The sequence below is a fragment of the Amycolatopsis sp. WAC 01416 genome (genome assembly GCF_003947485.1).
GTDB lineage: Bacteria > Actinomycetota > Actinomycetes > Mycobacteriales > Pseudonocardiaceae > Amycolatopsis.
In genome coordinates this window covers 753,105-767,809 of record NZ_QHHX01000003.1, presented here as the reverse complement: position 1 = coordinate 767,809, position 14,705 = coordinate 753,105, and the positions used below count along the sequence as shown (strand labels likewise).

The window sequence follows — 14,705 nt, the reverse complement described above, 5'->3', positions numbered from 1 at the left end:
TGTCATGTATGGCGACGGTTGCCGCAGGTCAAGCGCTCGGTTGCCCTGGCCGACGGGAGCCGTTACGTCCCTGAGCGTCCATTGTGGACACATTTCACTGACTGAATGTCCGATTGATAACGAAATGGGGGGTTCTGCCAAGGGGTCGTGAGTGGGAAATGTCGTTCTAACCCTCATTACCACTCACGACCCCCACGCGCAGCTACGCAAAGTACCCAAATCGGGCTCCTTGATCCGGATTAGCGTCCGGTGTGGACAGTCGCACGCCGGGTCCGCTGCCGGTGACTTGTCCGGCTTGATCAAGCAGACCGGCGGCCGCTGAAGATCCCCGCTCATGATCAACTCAAGCTGAGTGGCATTGCGTTCTAACGACCCGAAACACTCACGACCACCCAGCGGCCGCGTCGCGAAAGCCACTTTCGGGACATCAGGCGTCGCGAAAGTGGCTTTCGCGACACGCCTTGGCATCACGCCACCTTTGCCTTACCCCTCACTAGAACGCTCATTAACCCGGACCAGGGGCGCAACGGCCGGATACGGATTCACGGCGCGAATTTCCGGCGCGGGACATCAGCAGGGCAGCTCCGGCGTGCGGTCGCGGTGCAGCGCGGCGGGATCCCAGCCCGCCGTGTCGAACCGGTCGCGCACGTGGTTGAGGTTGGACAGCAGTCCCGACGACGACATCGAGCGCCTGCCCCCGCGCTCGACCAGATGCCCGATCGGCAGCGCGCCGGTCTCGGCCCAGCGCAGCCATCCCCGGTCGTCGATGACGGCTTGCGTGCGGCCCGCGTTGTCGGGGTGCAGACAGTACGGGATGTCGAGGAACCCGATACGGAACGCGGCGAGCAAAGCGCGACCGATGTCGTCGTCGAGGTCGAGCACCGCGTGCACGAGAGCACGCGCTTCCTGGTAGGTCTGGGAATCAAGGCTTTCCACCGCGTCCACCGGCCCTGGGGCGCGCTCTGCGATCAGCGCGGCGTACTCCAGCGCCTCGACGTTCTCGGCGAACGACGGGATTCTGGCCGACTCGACGGCGGTCTTGACGATCAGCCGTTCGGCTCCGGTGCGGCGGGCCAGCTCGACGGCCAGCCCAAGCAGCCGGAAGGCGCCATCCTCGGTCGTGGGGTAGACGCCCATATAGGTGTAGACCACGACATGCCAGCCCGGATACGGCAGCAGGTCGCGGCACAACCGGCGCAGCGCCAGAACGGCTTCGGAGTCCTGGTCCATGTCGGTCTGCTGGGCGTAGCTGACCGACACCGATCGCACGCCGTGCTGTTGGAAGAACAGCGCCTCCAGCACGCTCATCGCGACGAGCTGGCTGGGCGGGCAAAGCTGGCCGAGCATGCAGCCGCCGAAGGTCTCCAGGTGCGGACGGAGCCCGGTTTGCCCTATCGCCGCGAGAAACTGGCAGCAGCGCGCCCAGTTGGCCACCGCCTCGGCCAGCGGGACGCGGCCGTACGGCAGGCAGTACGAGACCGGGCCCCCCTCGGTGGCGGCCAGGCCGACGGCGGCCATCGCGGCGAAGATATCCAGCGGGGCCGCGGACCCGTGCCGCACCTGGACCGGGAAGTCCAGGCCCAGCACGCCATTCAGCATCGCCGACGTCGTCGTCCGGTCGTGCCCGAGGATGGGATAGCCGTTGAGTGACTCGCCCTTGCGCAGCGCCATCGCCACGCTCTCGGTCGCGCCGACCCGGGTGTAGCTGTCGAGGGTGACGGTGCCGACCGTGTGCGCGGCGGCGCCCCGAGTGGCCAGCAGACCCGCGCGCATCCGCGCCGGGTCGCTGACCCCCATCCTCGGCTGGACGACGAGCCCTCCCGCCGCCGCCACCCGGAGCACGTGCTCACCGAAGTCGACCGATGCGGCGCTCGGCGGGCGGACGCTCATACCCAGGCCCCGACTCCGTCCGGCAGCCAGGCGGCGGGGCGCGGGATCGCACCGACGAACCGGCGGAACTCGCCCGCGTCCGCGCCTTCCTGGAACACCATGTCGAACCCGGCGGCCATCAGCTCGCGGACCTGGGCGTCGTCCAGACCGGCCGCGATGCCCAGCTTGCCGCCGATCACCACGGGCGTGGCACGCAGCCGGGCACACCCACGCAGCTGCTTGATCACCCGCAGGCCGTCCTGATGGCCGTGGCCGTTGACACTGCTGATCACGACCAGCACGGGCTGAATCTCCCGGCAGTGCTCGGCCAATAGCTCATCGGGCACGCACGGGCCGAGGTTGACCACATCGTAACCGAGCTCGCGGATGAGCAGCTCGAGGTACACCAGATTCCAGGTGTGCGAATCCGATGCCGTGCTACTCACCACCACGGTGCCCAGGCTCGCCGCCGCGACGGCCGAGCCGCGGACCACAGTGGACTGAAAATCGCTGTCACGCACGCTGAAAATCCTCCATGGGGTGTCAGCTACTGGCGGGCGCTGGGGCCGTCGCCGAACACGTACACCCGCTCGTGTTCGATCCGGGACACCGACACAACGTCGCCGCCGCGGATCAGCACCTCGGCCGGGGCGGGCCTGCCGAGGAACATCAGCAGGCTCGCGGTCGGGCCGTAGGCGCCGGTGTTGGGGATGACGACCAGGTCGTCCGGGCCGAGGTCGGGCACGGCGACATCGCGGCCGAGCACGTCGCCCGGTGTGCACAGTGGACCGACCAGGGACGCCCTGCCGTCGGCGCCGTCGGTGACCGCGACGCTGACCGGCAGCAGCCTGCCGAGCCCGGACATGCCGCCGAAGGTGTTGATCCCCGCGTCGAGGATCACGTACCCGCGGCCTCTGCTCATCTTGACGTTGGCCACCCGCGTCACCAGCACTCCGCTGCCGCCGGCCAGGTAGCGGCCGGACTCGCAGGCGATCGTCGGATCGCCATCGCGCCAGCGCGGGAAGTGGGTGTCCAGGGCGGCGGCCAGTTCGCCGCGCAGCTTCGGATACCCGCCGCGCGGACCTGGTTGTCCATAAGGGACAGTGAAGCCGCCACCGATGTCCAGCAGCCGCAGCGGGATGCCGTGCTGGTCGCGCAGATGCGCGGCCAGCTCGATGGTGTGCCGGAACTCCCCGACGAGGTTCTCCTCGTCCTGGGCGTTGCTCAGCGGGAAGAAGTGCATCCCGGCGATCTCGACGCCCTTGACGGCGCGCAGCGCGGGTAGCACCTCGCCCAGCACCTCGCTGTCGAAGCCGAACTGCGACGGCGTTCCGGTCATCCGGATGCCCGTCGTCGCGCTCGCGGTGGCACTGTTGATCCGCAGCAGGCACTCGGCGACGACGCCGAGGTCGGTGGCCACCTCGCCGACCCGCCGCACGTCGGTCACCGAGTCTGTGGAGAAGGTTCGCACGCCCTGGGTCAGCGCCGTGCGCAGTTCCTCTACGGTCTTGCCGGGGCCGGTGTAGAGGATGTCCGCCGCAGGGACGCCGGCGGCCAGCGCGTTGGCCAGCTCGCCGGTCGAACTGATCTCCGCGCGACAGACCTTTCCTGCTCCCGCGCCGCCCTCTTCCGAGCACAACGCCTTGACCAGCCCGGGGTGCGGGTTCGCCTTGAGCGCGTAGTAGACCTCCACCTCGCTGGGGAGCGCGTCGAACAGCTGTCGGCGGGCGGCGCGCACGTCGTCGAGGTCGTAGACGTACAAGGGCGTGCCGAACCGCTCGGCGAGCGCGGTGTGGTCGATCACCGGGAGCCTCCGTAGAACATTTCCTCCAAGGCCTGGCGCGAGTTCTTGCCGTGCTGGGTGAGCGGGACCTCGTCGACGACGTGACAGCGCGCGGGCACCTTCTGCGGCTCCAGCCGCTGGGCCAGCTCCTTGAGCACCACGTGCGGCTCGAGGTCGCCCGCGACCACGACGGCGAGGTCGCGGTCGCCTGCGGGCGGCAGCGCGGCGGCCGCGCTCACACCCGCGATGTCCATCGCGGCGCCCTCGATCTCCAGCGTGCTCATCCGGATTCCCTTGCGCTTGAACATGTCGTCCCGCCTTCCCGCGAAGTACAGGTAGCCGTCGGCATCGAGGTAGCCGTAGTCGCCGGTGTGCAGCCGGGTACCCGCGCCGCCGGGATCGGGTCGGAACACCCGAGCGGTCGCCTCCGGATCACGCCAGTACCCGCCCGTCACGTGCGGGCCGGTGACGACGATCTCGCCGATCTCGCCGACCGGCAGCTCCCCGCCGTCCGCGCCGAGGATCAGCACCCGGGTGCCGGACAGCGGCCTGCCCACCGACAGCGAGCGGTCCTGGTCCTGGTCCTCGTCCACCGGCATCACCGAGATCCGCTTACACTCGGTCTGCCCGAACTGGCGCACGACGCGCACCCCGGGAAAGCACTCCCGCAGGGCGTCGATCGTCGCCGCGGGCAACGCCGCCCCGGTGTTGGTGATCAGCCGGACCGGCGGCAGGTCGGTCTCCCGGCGCGCGAGCGTGGCGATCATCGTGCCGAGTGACGGGACGATCGGCACCACGGTGGCCCGGGTCTCGCGCATGCGCCTGAGCAGCGCCAGATCGGACTCCTCGCCCGCGAGGACGATCTCGCATCGCACGGCGCACGTCATCAGGACCTTGTTGAGCCCGTAGTCCCAGGACAGCGGGAACCGGCAGAACACGACGTCGCTGTCGCGGTAGCCGAGTTCGACCGCCAGCGTGCGGCTGGCGAACACAACCTGCGCGTGCGGGAGGATGACCGCCTTCGGCGTGGCCGTGCTGCCGGAGGTGTACACCAACGCGGCCACCGCGGCCGGAGCGATATCCGCATCCGGCACTCGCCTGCCGACCAGGCTTTCGACCTCCGCCCACATCTCCTCCGCCGCGCACGCGCGGGCCGGATCGGGCAGCCCCGCCACTGCGTCGGCGGGGACGAGCACGACCGCGGGCTCGGCGTTGGCGAGCACCGTGGTCAAGTGAAACAACTTCATCGCCGGGTTGAGCGGGACGAACACCGCGCCGCACCGCAGGACGCCGAAGAACAGGGCCACCAGGTGCCGGGTGGTCGCCAACCGCGCGACCACCCGGTCACCGGGGCGGACACCCCGCGCGCGCAGCCACACCGCGATGGCGTGGCTGTGCGCGTCGAGTTCCCGGTAACTCCAGGTGCCGGTCGCATCGGTGATGGCGGGAACGTCCGGCGACTCGGACACCGCCGCGTCGAGCAGGTGGTGGACGAGTTCGCCCGGGCAGGTCGGGTTCGGCTGGATACGCACGAGAAACTCCCTGATCAGGACGAAATGTGAAGGTTCATCGCCAGTTATGAACGCTAGTCTCAGACGCTTGTTCAGCCCACCCCTACGTTCCCCTACCCGGAATGCGGCTTTCGAGGCGGGATCAGCGCCCCGCCTTGACCGCCATACCCGCGTCGACCCGCAGCTGCATGCCTGTGACGTGCCGGGATTCGTCGCCAGCCAGGAACAGCACGGCGTGCGAGACGTCCTCGGGCGAGACCCAGGCGACCGGCTGGGCGTGCATGCCCGTCAGCACCGGGACGATGTCGTCGGCCGTCGGGGTCTCCAGGTCCGGGCGGAACGCGCCGAACATGGAGTCGTTGAGCAGCATGTCGGTGGCGACATTGGTCGGGTGCACCGCATTGATCCGCATGCCGCGCGAGGCCAGTTCCACGGCCAACGTGCTCACGTAGTCGACCAGCGCGCGCTTGGCGAACTTGTACGCGACAAAGCCCGGACCCGCGCCGGAGTCCTCGGGCGTGCGCGGCATCAGGCCCGCTCCCGAGCCGACCACCACGACGCTCGCGCCATCGCCGAGGTGCGGCAACGCGGCGTGCACCGTATTGAAAACACCACCCAGGTTGATGTCGACGGTATCGGCGAACGCCGTCATCGGCCGGTGCGCGCCCATCGGCAGAATGCCGGCGTTGGCGACGACGGCGTGCAGCCCGCCCAGTTCGGTGACCGCATCGGCGATAGCGGCCGCAAGCGCGGCGCGGTCGCGCACGTCGACCTGCGCGGTGACCGCGTTGCGGCCCGCGTTGCGTACCAAGCGTTCGGTCTCAGCCAGGTCGTCCATAGTGGCCATCGGATAGCCGGCGGACTCGATGTCGGCGCACACGTCCAGCGCGATGACGTCGGCGCCTTCCTCGGCCAACCGCGCCGCGTGGCTACGGCCCTGCCCGCGTGCCGCCCCGGTGACGACGACGACTTTGCCGGTCATGCGACCCATGTTCGGCTCCAAAGGGGTTGTGGGGGTCAGATCAGATATAACTACCGTGCGAATGGGCCGCGAGTGAGCCCTGGACGACCCCTACACCTGCGGCGCGAACCGCAGCATCGGAATCTATACCAACGTACTAGACTTACGTCATATACAATCGTATACTTGCCCTGTGTTACTGGCAGGCGTAAAACCAAGAGCCTTAAGCGGGCTGCAAGACCCGACGGTCGCATCAAGTCGCGACGAGGAGGAGTTCGTGAGCGTGCACGCGGTCGCAGGGGTGACTGCCAAGGTGCTGCCGGATGGCAGACTGCGACTGCGCTCCCGGCGGACCGGGGTCGTCGTGCACTGTCCGCCCCGCCAAGCGGCCATGTGGATCGCACTGAGCCAGCACAACGGCGACCAGACCGCCGCCGCGGACATGCTGGCCGGCATCTGGGAAGTCGACCCGGCCGCCATGCGAGCCGACTTCCACCTGTGGATCGACGAGATGCGTTCGGCGGGCCTGCTCGAAGAGCTGTAGGGGCCGAGCCCGCCTGCTTCACGCCGAGTCGATCGCCACCAGCGGCAGGTCCGCGGGTAGGTCCGCGCGCCGGTTGACGTTGAGCTTGCGATAGACGCGCGTCAGATGCTGCTCGACCGTGCTCACCGTGACGAACAGCTTCTGGCTGATATCGCGGTTGGTGTAGCCGCCCGCGGCCAGCGTCGCCACCCTGCGCTCCGCCTCGCTCAGCGTGGCGAAGGTGTCGGGCTCCTCCACCAGCGTGGGCTCGTCTGCGGGTAACACCTTCTCGCACAGCCACTCCGCGAAGCAGCTCTTGGCCACCTGCTTCGCGCGCCGAGCCGTCAGCCGGGCCCTGGTCGAGTCGCCGAGGGCGTGCTGCGCGCGACCGAGTTCGGCCAGCGCCAAGGCAAGCTCCAACTGGGCGCCGGTCTCCTGCAGCTTCGCGATCGCCTCGCCAAGCACAGCCGGCCGCCGGGGCAGATTGCACGTGCCCGCCAGCACCCGAAGCGACACCCCGGCCACCCGGAGCGACTTGCCGCCGGGACGGTCGAGCTGAGCACTGAGCAGCTCGCGGGCCTTGTTCGGCTGGTTCATCGCCAGATGCGCCTGGGCGGCGTCGCTACGCCACGGCAGGAACTCAGGCAGGTCAAGGCCCCAGCCCGCACACAGGTCACCGCAGGCCTGGAAGTCGGCAAGCGCGGCGTGCAGCCGATTGCTGGCCAGGTAGTAGTAACCGCGGCCGCGCAGGTACTGCCCCCAAAACGGAGCGTCCATCATGGACTCCGCCACTGGCTGCTTCACCAGGCGGTCGGCTTCGTCGAGCTTGCCCATCCCGGTGGTGGCGAGCATCAGCGTGGACATCGGCGAGCCGATCGCCACACCCCAGCTGTCCGGCGACATCGTCTGCAGGGCGTCGCGGGCGAAGCGCTCGGCGGCCGCTAGGTCGCCACGGCGCAGCGCGATGTGCGCGCGGATGTCGGCCAGCGCCGCGATCCAGGGTTTGGCCAGCAGGGTGCGCGCCTCGGCATCGAGCACGGAGCACCAGTGCAGAGCCCGGTTGGTGCGGTCGCCGTGCACCAGGGTCAGGAGCGCGGCAAGCACGGACTCCAGCATCGTGTCGGTAACCGAGCAGCACAGCAGCACCTGCTCGGCCTTGTCCAACACCTCGTTGGACGCGCCGTGGACCATGATGTCGGTCAGCCGCAGCCCGCGCCTGGTCCGCCGCATCGCGGTTGGCGCACTCCGCGCACTGTCCTGAAGGGGCTCCGGGAAGCGCACCGGGTGGGAGAAGCTCAGCCACTGCCGGGTGAAGTACAGCTCGGCCTCCGACCGAGGGTCGCTGGCGTGCTCCGCCAGCCGGTCGACGATTGCCGACCGGCGCACGCCGCGATCGTCGCCGCGCCACAGCAGGTAGTTCGACAGGACGATGGCGTCCCGGTCGCCAAGGTGTCCCGCGTCCAGCGCGTCGTGCAGCGGATCAAGCAGGCGGTTGATGGCCGAGGGGTTGGTCAGCCAGCGCACCCGGACCAGCAGCGCGACCGTGGCCGCCCGATCGCGGTCCCCCGACGGCGACCGCAGCGCCAGCTCCAGGCACGCGGTCGCGTCGACCAGCGCATGCCCGCCAAGGGCCTCGAGCGCGGCGGCGCGCAGCACAGCGGCGGCCCACGTCGCGCCGCCGGTGTCCCCGGCGGCGAGCAGCTGGGCGGCGATCTCTCTGCTGGGCGCGCCCTCCTCGTGCAGGAGCTGGGCGGCCGCGAGGTGCAGTCCTGCCCGCCCCTCGAGAGCGAGGTCGTCGCGGATGGCCGCGGGAACGGCAGGGTGCCGGAAGCGGCCGTCGTCGAGCAGTCCGGTCGCCGACAGTTCGTCGAGTACCTGGTCGACCACGACGGGCTCGATGTCCAGCAGCCGCGCGACAACCGACGCAGGCGTGTTGTCGCCGAGCAGCGCGAGCCCGCGCGCGACGGCGAGGTGCTCGGGCGCCCAGCGGTGCAGACAGCTCAGCACAACCGCGATGACCGCAGTACCGACCTGGACCGGCTCGTCCTCATCCACCGGGGCGGCCCCGGATTCGATCAGGTCGTCGATAAGCGCGTGCAGCAGCACCGGGCTGCCGCCGGTGAGCCGGTGGCAGCGCGGAGCCAACTCGGCCGCCTCGCGATCCGGCACCCGGTCTCGCAGCAGGTCCACGACGCCGGACTCCGACAGTGTCGACAGCCGAACCTGGCGTAACCACGGGGCCTTGGTCAGCTCGGCATGGAAGCGCGGGTGCGCGACCCGGCGGCACCGCACCTCGGAGAGCACGATCAGCACCGGCGCGGTCGCGATCCGCCGCTGCAGGTACAGCAGCACGTCCAGGCTCGGGCTGTCCGCCTCGTGCAGGTCGTCCACGATAAGCACCAGTGGTTGTGCCGCAGCCAGTTCGAGCACGACCTCCGCCAGGTCGCGAGCGGGCGCCATGAGGTCGGACTCGGCACGGCCGAGCAGCTCATCGATCCGGCCTCGCCACCCTGCGGGCAGTGCGCCCGATCCGAACAGCTGTCTGATTACTCCCAGGCCGAAGTGGCGCTCACTGCGGCCGCAGGTCGCGGTCAACACGAGAGCCTGGTCCCCCGCGTGCGCCCCGAATGCCGCCAACAGCTCGCTTCTACCCGCGCCGCCCGGTCCACTAACCAGGACGACCCGTCCCTCTCCGCGATCGGCGGCAGCTAAGCCCCCGACCAGCGTATCCCATTCCGCCTCACGTTCGATCAGACCCATCCCCAGCACGCTCTCAATCAGGTGTCGCCGCCTGTAGGTCGTTCGGTGGCCCCCATATTTGTCCGCATCGGTCGGAAACGGACCAGCCCCCGTAAGGACGAATGTACCCAAGGACGATTCAAAGGTCTACCACTGTCCAGGCAAATTCACATCCGCCTTCAGCCCGCCCCGCACACTCCGCGTAGCCCAAACCGTCGTACCAGGCCAACGTGGGTAGCGACGCGCAAACGTCCAGTAGACACCAGCTGTTAACCAGGTGGGACGAATCGGACGAAGCCGCGTGACTCCTTTAAAAAACTACCTTTATCTTTCCGCAAGGTCAGCAGTGCCGGAACAAATCAAAGGAGGGCTTGTAAAATGGTTCGGAAACGCACTCGAATATCGCGACACGATTTCGATCTACTTCAGTCACGCCAGATATCGGATTTGGCTGCCGGCGCGTGCCGTGCGCCGCTCGATCGGCTCCCGATCCCCAGGAGAGCGGACTGTGACGGACGTCTGATCAGGGGCGACACCCGCAGACGTCGATTAACACGATGGGGTTAGTTCGGCACTCACAGCTAAGGGAGTGTGTTTTTGTCTGACGATATAAAAGTACTCCTGAGCTGGAAAGATGAGGATTTCGGGCTCCTTTGGCCTATGCCGTCCAGGGAGCACTTTCGAGTGAATACCACGCCAGAGTGGACGCGTGGGCTAGCTGTGGAGGTCAGCAAGACGGGGATCGTCTCGCATGTCGGTGCGGCGGCACTACGGCTGCTGCCCACCAAGGTCGGCTTGACCACAGGTCTGTCAACCGCGTGCGACGCGAGGGATTCACCCGGACACATGATCGTGGCCAGGTGGTCACCCCTGCCAGACTCAAAGCCTGCACGGATCACCGGTGGCGATCTCGGTGCGACGGTCGTGATCGCCTGGACGCCACCCTGAAGACCGCGGACAATGCACAGGTCCGGGTTTCAGGCGCGCTGCTCGATCGGGCTGGATCTGGACGCCCGTGCCACGATTAACACGATGCCCGAACAGTGATGACAGGCCGCGGTCGCCGACTTGACGGGTCTGCTGGGCCACAGAGACGCGGGTGATCGTGCGCCGCGAGAACCACATCCCGGGACATAGATGTCGCTGTTCGAACAACACCACGGCCGGCGCTACCCGTTGCCGGTCACCGACACTCCCACCGGCAGATCGCGTTTCTCGAAGCCCGCCACCGCGCCCAGGCCCGCGTCGAAGACGGTATCCGCTGCGGCAAGGACACCGGCGAGTACAAGGTCGAGGCTGCGCATCGTGTGATCGATACCGGCCGCACGATTACCGAAGTCACCCATGAGCGGGGATCGACCCTGGAATGCCGAGTGGCTGGGTCGACGAAGAACGCCGCCGAGTGGACGCGGCCACAGTGGTCTGAGACGAGCCGTCGTCGGCATCGGAGCGGGCCGAACTACAGGCGTTGCGGGAGCGGGTCGCCGATCAGGACAGGGGTATCTCGCTCCTGAAAAAGGTCGGCGTACTTTGCTGCGATGCAGAACAACCGGAACGATTCGAACTGATGATGAAGTACGCCGCACCTGCCCCCCGACGCCACCCCTGCCGGAATCACCGCCACAGCCGAACTGTTCGGCATCACCCGCATGGCCCGGCTACTGGAGGTGTCCACCTCCGGCTACTACACGTGGAAAAAGCGTGCAATGACAACGGAACTGACGTCGCGGCAGCAGCGGCGCGCCGATCAGTGAACTGCGGGAACACGGCGAGACGGTGAACGAGAAAACCGTCGCCGCGATCACGGCCGGGATCGGAATCGAGGGCATCGGCCCCCGCACGTTCACTGTCCGCACCACCGTAAGCGATCCGACGGCATCGTTCCCGCCAGACCTGGCGCGGCGACACTTCGACCAAGGGCGGCTCGACGCGGTCTGGCTGACCGGCATCACCCACCTCACCTGCGGCGAAGGCGAAAGGTACTTGTGTGCGATCAGGGATGAGCACTCACGCCGCATGCTGGGATATGTTGCATTCCGACCACGGCGGCGAGTTCGCCGCAACGCTGACCATGAAATCCTGCGCCGCGCACGACTTGAAACGATCAATGGGCGACACGGGAATCTGCTGAGACGACAGTCCTGCGGAATCATTCTGGTCGTCGTTCGAGCATGAACACCACTACCGGCATTCCTATGTCACCAAAGCGGAACTCATCGCTGCGGTTGACAAATGGATCGAGTGGCACAACACCGAGCGTCGGCACTCCTCCATCGGGATATTCAGCCCCTGTTTGACACGAGCGATCCTTGGCAGCTACAGCGAAAGCTGCCTACCCCCTGTCAGTGGAACCGGCCTCCACTCGGCACGACTGCCTGGAAACCCCTGACGCCAACCACAAACAAGAGGGTTGCCAGCACGGCGCCAGAACAGACGATCACACCCGCGAGTAGCCGTGCTGCGTGGCGTCGCCGACCACCTCGCGGGCCGGCGATTCATACATACTTTAGTATCATACTGACGTACACTTTCTCGGAGTCCCAGGGTATTTACAGGCCGGGAAGCGCTCCCATGATCGAGCTGCCGGTAGGGCAGCTCGATCATGCTCGCGACGGTCGCGGCGTCCATGCGCCAGATGGGACGAGCATGTCCGCCGCCACCAGGGTGTCGCCGCCGGTGCCGATGGTGACCCGCACACCGAACTCCAGTCGGATCCGCGCCCGGCCGCCCTCCTGGTCCGTCGTCGAGTTCATGATGGCGTCGCCGCGCGCAGGCTCTCGGAGACCTGGTCGAGCACGGCGGCGACGTGCCCGGTCAGATAGAAGTGCCCCCCGGGGAAGACTCGCATCGTGAACGGCCCGGTGGTGTGGCCACGCCACGCCTCGGCTTCGGCGATGGTCACCTGCGGGTCATCGTCGCCGGTCAGCACGACTACCGGGCAGGTGAGGCCGGGCCCGGCCGGATACCGGTAGGTCTCGATCGCCCGGTAGTCCGCGCGGATGGCGGGCAGGGCCATGCGCAGGATCTCCTCGTCGGCCAGCACCTCGGGGCTGGTACCGCTCAGCAGCCGCATCTCGGCGATCACGTCGTCGTCGTCGGCCAGGTGCACCCGCTCGTCGCGGTGGCAGGACGGCGCTCGGCGGGCAGAGGCGAACAGGGCCAGCGGGACCATGTCGTCGGCGGCGAGCCTGCGTGCCACCTCGAACCCGAGGGTGGCTCCCAGGCTGTGGCCGAACAGCGCGAACGGCCGGTCCAGCCACGGCCGCAACTGCTCGGCGACGAGGTCGGCCAGCACGCCGAGGTCGTCGACGCAGGTCTCACCGCGTCGGTCCTGTCTGCCCGGGTACTGCACGGCCAGCACATCGACCTCGGGCGCGAGCGCCCTGGCCACCGGCAGGTAGAACGGCGCGGAGCCACCAGCGTGCGGCAAGCACACCAGCCGGACGGCTGCGTCGGGGGCGGGTGCGAACCGCCGGATCCACGGGCTCGCGGTGGTGTCGCTGGCGCGCATTGGTCATGGCCTTTCGGTCGATGGACGGGGTCAGTGCGCCCACGCGCCGGGCGGGCGGTAGCCGGTGCCCGACCAGGACGGCCGGGCGCGATCACCGTCGCCGGACGACTCGACGGAAGTCATGGCGAGCAGAACGACGGTCACCGCGGCGAGTTCCTCGGCGGTCGGATTCCCGCACACAACCGAGAACAGCGGCTCCTGGCCGGTCACGTGGGCGGGTTCCCGTGCTTGCGGGCGGGCGTCGTGGCGTGCTTGGCGCGCAGCATCGCCAGGGCGTCAATGAGGACGGCGCGGGTCCGCGCCGGGTCGATGACGTCGTCGACGAGCCCGCGCTCCGCGGCGTAGAAGGGGTGCATCAGCTCCTGCTGGTACTCCTTGATCCGCTGGAGCCTGGCGGTTCCGGGGTCCGGGGCCGCGGCGATCTCCCGCCGGAACACCACGTTGGCCGCGCCCTCGGCGCCCATCACCGCGATCTCGTTGGTGGGCCACGCGATGGAGAGGTCGCAGCCGATCGAGCGCGAGTCCATGACGATGTACGCGCCGCCGTAAGCCTTGCGCAGGATCACCTGCACGCGCGGCACAGTGGCGTTGCAGTAGGCGTAGAGCAGCTTCGCGCCGTGCCGGATGATCCCGCCGTGCTCCTGCTCCCGGCCGGGCAGGAAGCCGGGCACGTCGACCAGGGTGACCAGCGGGATGCTGAAGGCGTCGCACATCTGCACGAACCGGGCGGCCTTCTCCGACGCGTGGATGTCCAGCACGCCCGCCAGCGACGACGGCTGGTTGGCGACGATGCCCACCACGTGCCCGTCGAGGCGGGCGAGGCCACACACGATGTTGGTGGCCCAGTTGGCGTGCACCTCGAACATGTCGCCGTCGTCAGTGATCTCGGCGATCACCTCACGCATGTCGTAGGCGCGGTTGCCGTCGGCGGGCACGATGTCCAGCAGCGCCGACGACGGCCGGTCCGCCGGGTCGTCCGTGGGCGCGACCGGCGGCAGCTCCCGGTTGTTCGACGGCAGCAGGGAGAGCAGGTACCGCACCTCATCAAGGCACTCCTGCTCGGTGTCGTATACGAAGCCGGCCGCGCCCGACACTGACACGTGCACGTCCGCGCCGCCGAGCGCCTCGTGGGTGATCTGCTCGCCGGTTACCGACTGCACCACGTCGGGCCCGGTGATGTACATCTGCGCGGTCCCGCGCACCATGAACACGAAGTCGGTCAGCGCGGGCGAGTACGTCGCGCCGCCCGCGCACGGGCCGAGCATCACGCTGATCTGCGGGATCACCCCGGAGGCGCGCACGTTGCGGCGGAAGATGCCGCCGTAGCCCGCGAGCGCGGTCACGCCCTCTTGGATGCGCGCGCCCGCCCCATCACTGAGGCTGACCAGCGGGGCGCCGGCTGCCTCGGCCATGTCCATCACCTTGTGGATCTTCTCGGCGTGTGCCTCGCCGAGGGAGCCGCCGAAGATGCGGAAGTCGTGGGCGTAGACGAACACGGTGCGGCCGTGCACCAAACCCCAGCCGGTCACGACGCCGTCGGTGTGCGGGCGGCGGTCCTCCAGGCCGAACCCGGTGGCCCGGTGCCTGCGGAACGCCTCGATCTCGCGGAAGGTGCCCGGATCGAACAGCAGATCCAGCCGCTCGCGCACGGTGGACTTGCCCTTGGCGTGCTGGGCCTCGGTTGCCTGCTCTGACGGTCCAGCGCGCAGCGCGGCACGGGTGGCTTCGAGCTCGTCGATCCGGCACCGCAGGTCGGTGCGCACCGGGGCGTCCGACGTCGTGGTCTCTGTCATTGTTCACCCAATCCA

At 68.5% G+C, this 14,705-nt stretch carries 13 protein-coding genes and 1 pseudogene; 3 read left to right on the top strand and 11 right to left on the bottom strand.

What is annotated here, in order from left to right; all coding sequences use genetic code 11:
- Positions 1 to 570: 570 nt before the first annotated feature.
- The 5 genes from DL990_RS13345 to DL990_RS13325 form a co-directional block, all read right to left on the bottom strand.
- Complete coding sequence (locus DL990_RS13345; protein ID WP_125798832.1) at positions 571 to 1,890, bottom strand: methylaspartate mutase; 1,320 nt, start codon at positions 1,888 to 1,890, stop codon at positions 571 to 573.
- On the bottom strand, positions 1,887 to 2,390 hold the full coding sequence (locus tag DL990_RS13340) for a cobalamin B12-binding domain-containing protein (RefSeq protein WP_233598661.1): 504 nt from the start codon (positions 2,388 to 2,390) through the stop codon (positions 1,887 to 1,889). Before DL990_RS13340 ends, DL990_RS13345 begins: the two co-directional genes overlap by 4 nt.
- A 26-nt stretch (positions 2,391 to 2,416) precedes the next feature.
- Positions 2,417 to 3,673: a type III PLP-dependent enzyme gene (locus DL990_RS13335; RefSeq protein ID WP_125781232.1), complete on the bottom strand. Its 1,257-nt coding sequence runs from the start codon at positions 3,671 to 3,673 to the stop codon at positions 2,417 to 2,419.
- Positions 3,670 to 5,184, bottom strand: a complete 1,515-nt coding sequence (locus DL990_RS13330; RefSeq protein ID WP_199746338.1) for an AMP-binding protein — start codon at positions 5,182 to 5,184, stop codon at positions 3,670 to 3,672. Before DL990_RS13330 ends, DL990_RS13335 begins: the two co-directional genes overlap by 4 nt.
- 121 nt (positions 5,185 to 5,305) lie before the next feature.
- Positions 5,306 to 6,145, bottom strand: coding sequence for a mycofactocin-coupled SDR family oxidoreductase (locus DL990_RS13325; RefSeq protein ID WP_233620455.1), 840 nt, complete (start codon positions 6,143 to 6,145; stop codon positions 5,306 to 5,308).
- Between the two features lie 256 nt (positions 6,146 to 6,401).
- Here DL990_RS13325 and DL990_RS13320 point away from each other — a divergent pair, with 256 nt between their 5' ends.
- Positions 6,402 to 6,668: a PqqD family protein gene (locus DL990_RS13320; RefSeq protein ID WP_125781236.1), complete on the top strand. Its 267-nt coding sequence runs from the start codon at positions 6,402 to 6,404 to the stop codon at positions 6,666 to 6,668.
- Between the two features lie 18 nt (positions 6,669 to 6,686).
- Here the strand turns inward: DL990_RS13320 and DL990_RS13315 are convergent, their stop codons facing one another.
- Positions 6,687 to 9,407: a LuxR family transcriptional regulator gene (locus DL990_RS13315; RefSeq protein ID WP_125798830.1), complete on the bottom strand. Its 2,721-nt coding sequence runs from the start codon at positions 9,405 to 9,407 to the stop codon at positions 6,687 to 6,689.
- 1,148 nt (positions 9,408 to 10,555) lie between these two features.
- Positions 10,556 to 10,732, bottom strand: coding sequence for a hypothetical protein (locus DL990_RS42385; protein ID WP_158632609.1), 177 nt, complete (start codon positions 10,730 to 10,732; stop codon positions 10,556 to 10,558).
- 430 nt (positions 10,733 to 11,162) lie between these two features.
- On the opposite strand from DL990_RS42385, the gene DL990_RS13310 reads away from it, so the two are divergent.
- Both DL990_RS13310 and DL990_RS42380 read left to right on the top strand, forming a co-directional pair.
- The gene (locus tag DL990_RS13310; RefSeq protein WP_125798829.1) at positions 11,163 to 11,561 is read left to right on the top strand and encodes a hypothetical protein; all 399 of its coding nucleotides are present in this window, start codon (positions 11,163 to 11,165) and stop codon (positions 11,559 to 11,561) included.
- A 28-nt stretch (positions 11,562 to 11,589) separates the two neighbouring features.
- Positions 11,590 to 11,775, top strand: a pseudogene (locus tag DL990_RS42380) (hypothetical protein); the annotation flags it as partial.
- Between the two features lie 211 nt (positions 11,776 to 11,986).
- On the opposite strand, the gene DL990_RS41240 reads toward DL990_RS42380, so the two are convergent.
- Genes DL990_RS41240 through DL990_RS13290 form a run of 4 tightly spaced genes read right to left on the bottom strand, consistent with a single transcriptional unit; the run spans position 11,987 to position 14,690 of the window.
- Positions 11,987 to 12,139, bottom strand: a complete 153-nt coding sequence (locus DL990_RS41240) for a hypothetical protein (protein WP_158632608.1) — start codon at positions 12,137 to 12,139, stop codon at positions 11,987 to 11,989.
- Positions 12,136 to 12,897, bottom strand: coding sequence for a thioesterase II family protein (locus DL990_RS13300; RefSeq protein WP_125781242.1), 762 nt, complete (start codon positions 12,895 to 12,897; stop codon positions 12,136 to 12,138). Before DL990_RS13300 ends, DL990_RS41240 begins: the two co-directional genes overlap by 4 nt.
- A 30-nt stretch (positions 12,898 to 12,927) precedes the next feature.
- Complete coding sequence (locus tag DL990_RS13295; protein WP_125781244.1) at positions 12,928 to 13,107, bottom strand: acyl-CoA carboxylase subunit epsilon; 180 nt, start codon at positions 13,105 to 13,107, stop codon at positions 12,928 to 12,930.
- Positions 13,104 to 14,690: an acyl-CoA carboxylase subunit beta gene (locus tag DL990_RS13290; protein WP_125781246.1), complete on the bottom strand. Its 1,587-nt coding sequence runs from the start codon at positions 14,688 to 14,690 to the stop codon at positions 13,104 to 13,106. Before DL990_RS13290 ends, DL990_RS13295 begins: the two co-directional genes overlap by 4 nt.
- Between the last annotated feature and the right edge of the window lie 15 nt (positions 14,691 to 14,705).

What these genes read in the sequence shown, in the direction of transcription:
- DL990_RS13315 (WP_125798830.1), bottom strand. Translation starts at nt 9,407, where the DNA reads ATGGGTCTGATCGAACGTGAGGCGGAATGGGATACGCTGGTCGGGGGC.
- DL990_RS13300 (WP_125781242.1), bottom strand. Translation starts at nt 12,897, where the DNA reads ATGCGCGCCAGCGACACCACCGCGAGCCCGTGGATCCGGCGGTTCGCA.
- DL990_RS41240 (WP_158632608.1), bottom strand. Translation starts at nt 12,139, where the DNA reads ATGAACTCGACGACGGACCAGGAGGGCGGCCGGGCGCGGATCCGACTG.
- DL990_RS13345 (WP_125798832.1), bottom strand. Translation starts at nt 1,890, where the DNA reads ATGAGCGTCCGCCCGCCGAGCGCCGCATCGGTCGACTTCGGTGAGCAC.
- DL990_RS13290 (WP_125781246.1), bottom strand. Translation starts at nt 14,690, where the DNA reads ATGACAGAGACCACGACGTCGGACGCCCCGGTGCGCACCGACCTGCGG.
- DL990_RS42385 (WP_158632609.1), bottom strand. Translation starts at nt 10,732, where the DNA reads ATGGGTGACTTCGGTAATCGTGCGGCCGGTATCGATCACACGATGCGC.
- DL990_RS13325 (WP_233620455.1), bottom strand. Translation starts at nt 6,145, where the DNA reads ATGACCGGCAAAGTCGTCGTCGTCACCGGGGCGGCACGCGGGCAGGGC.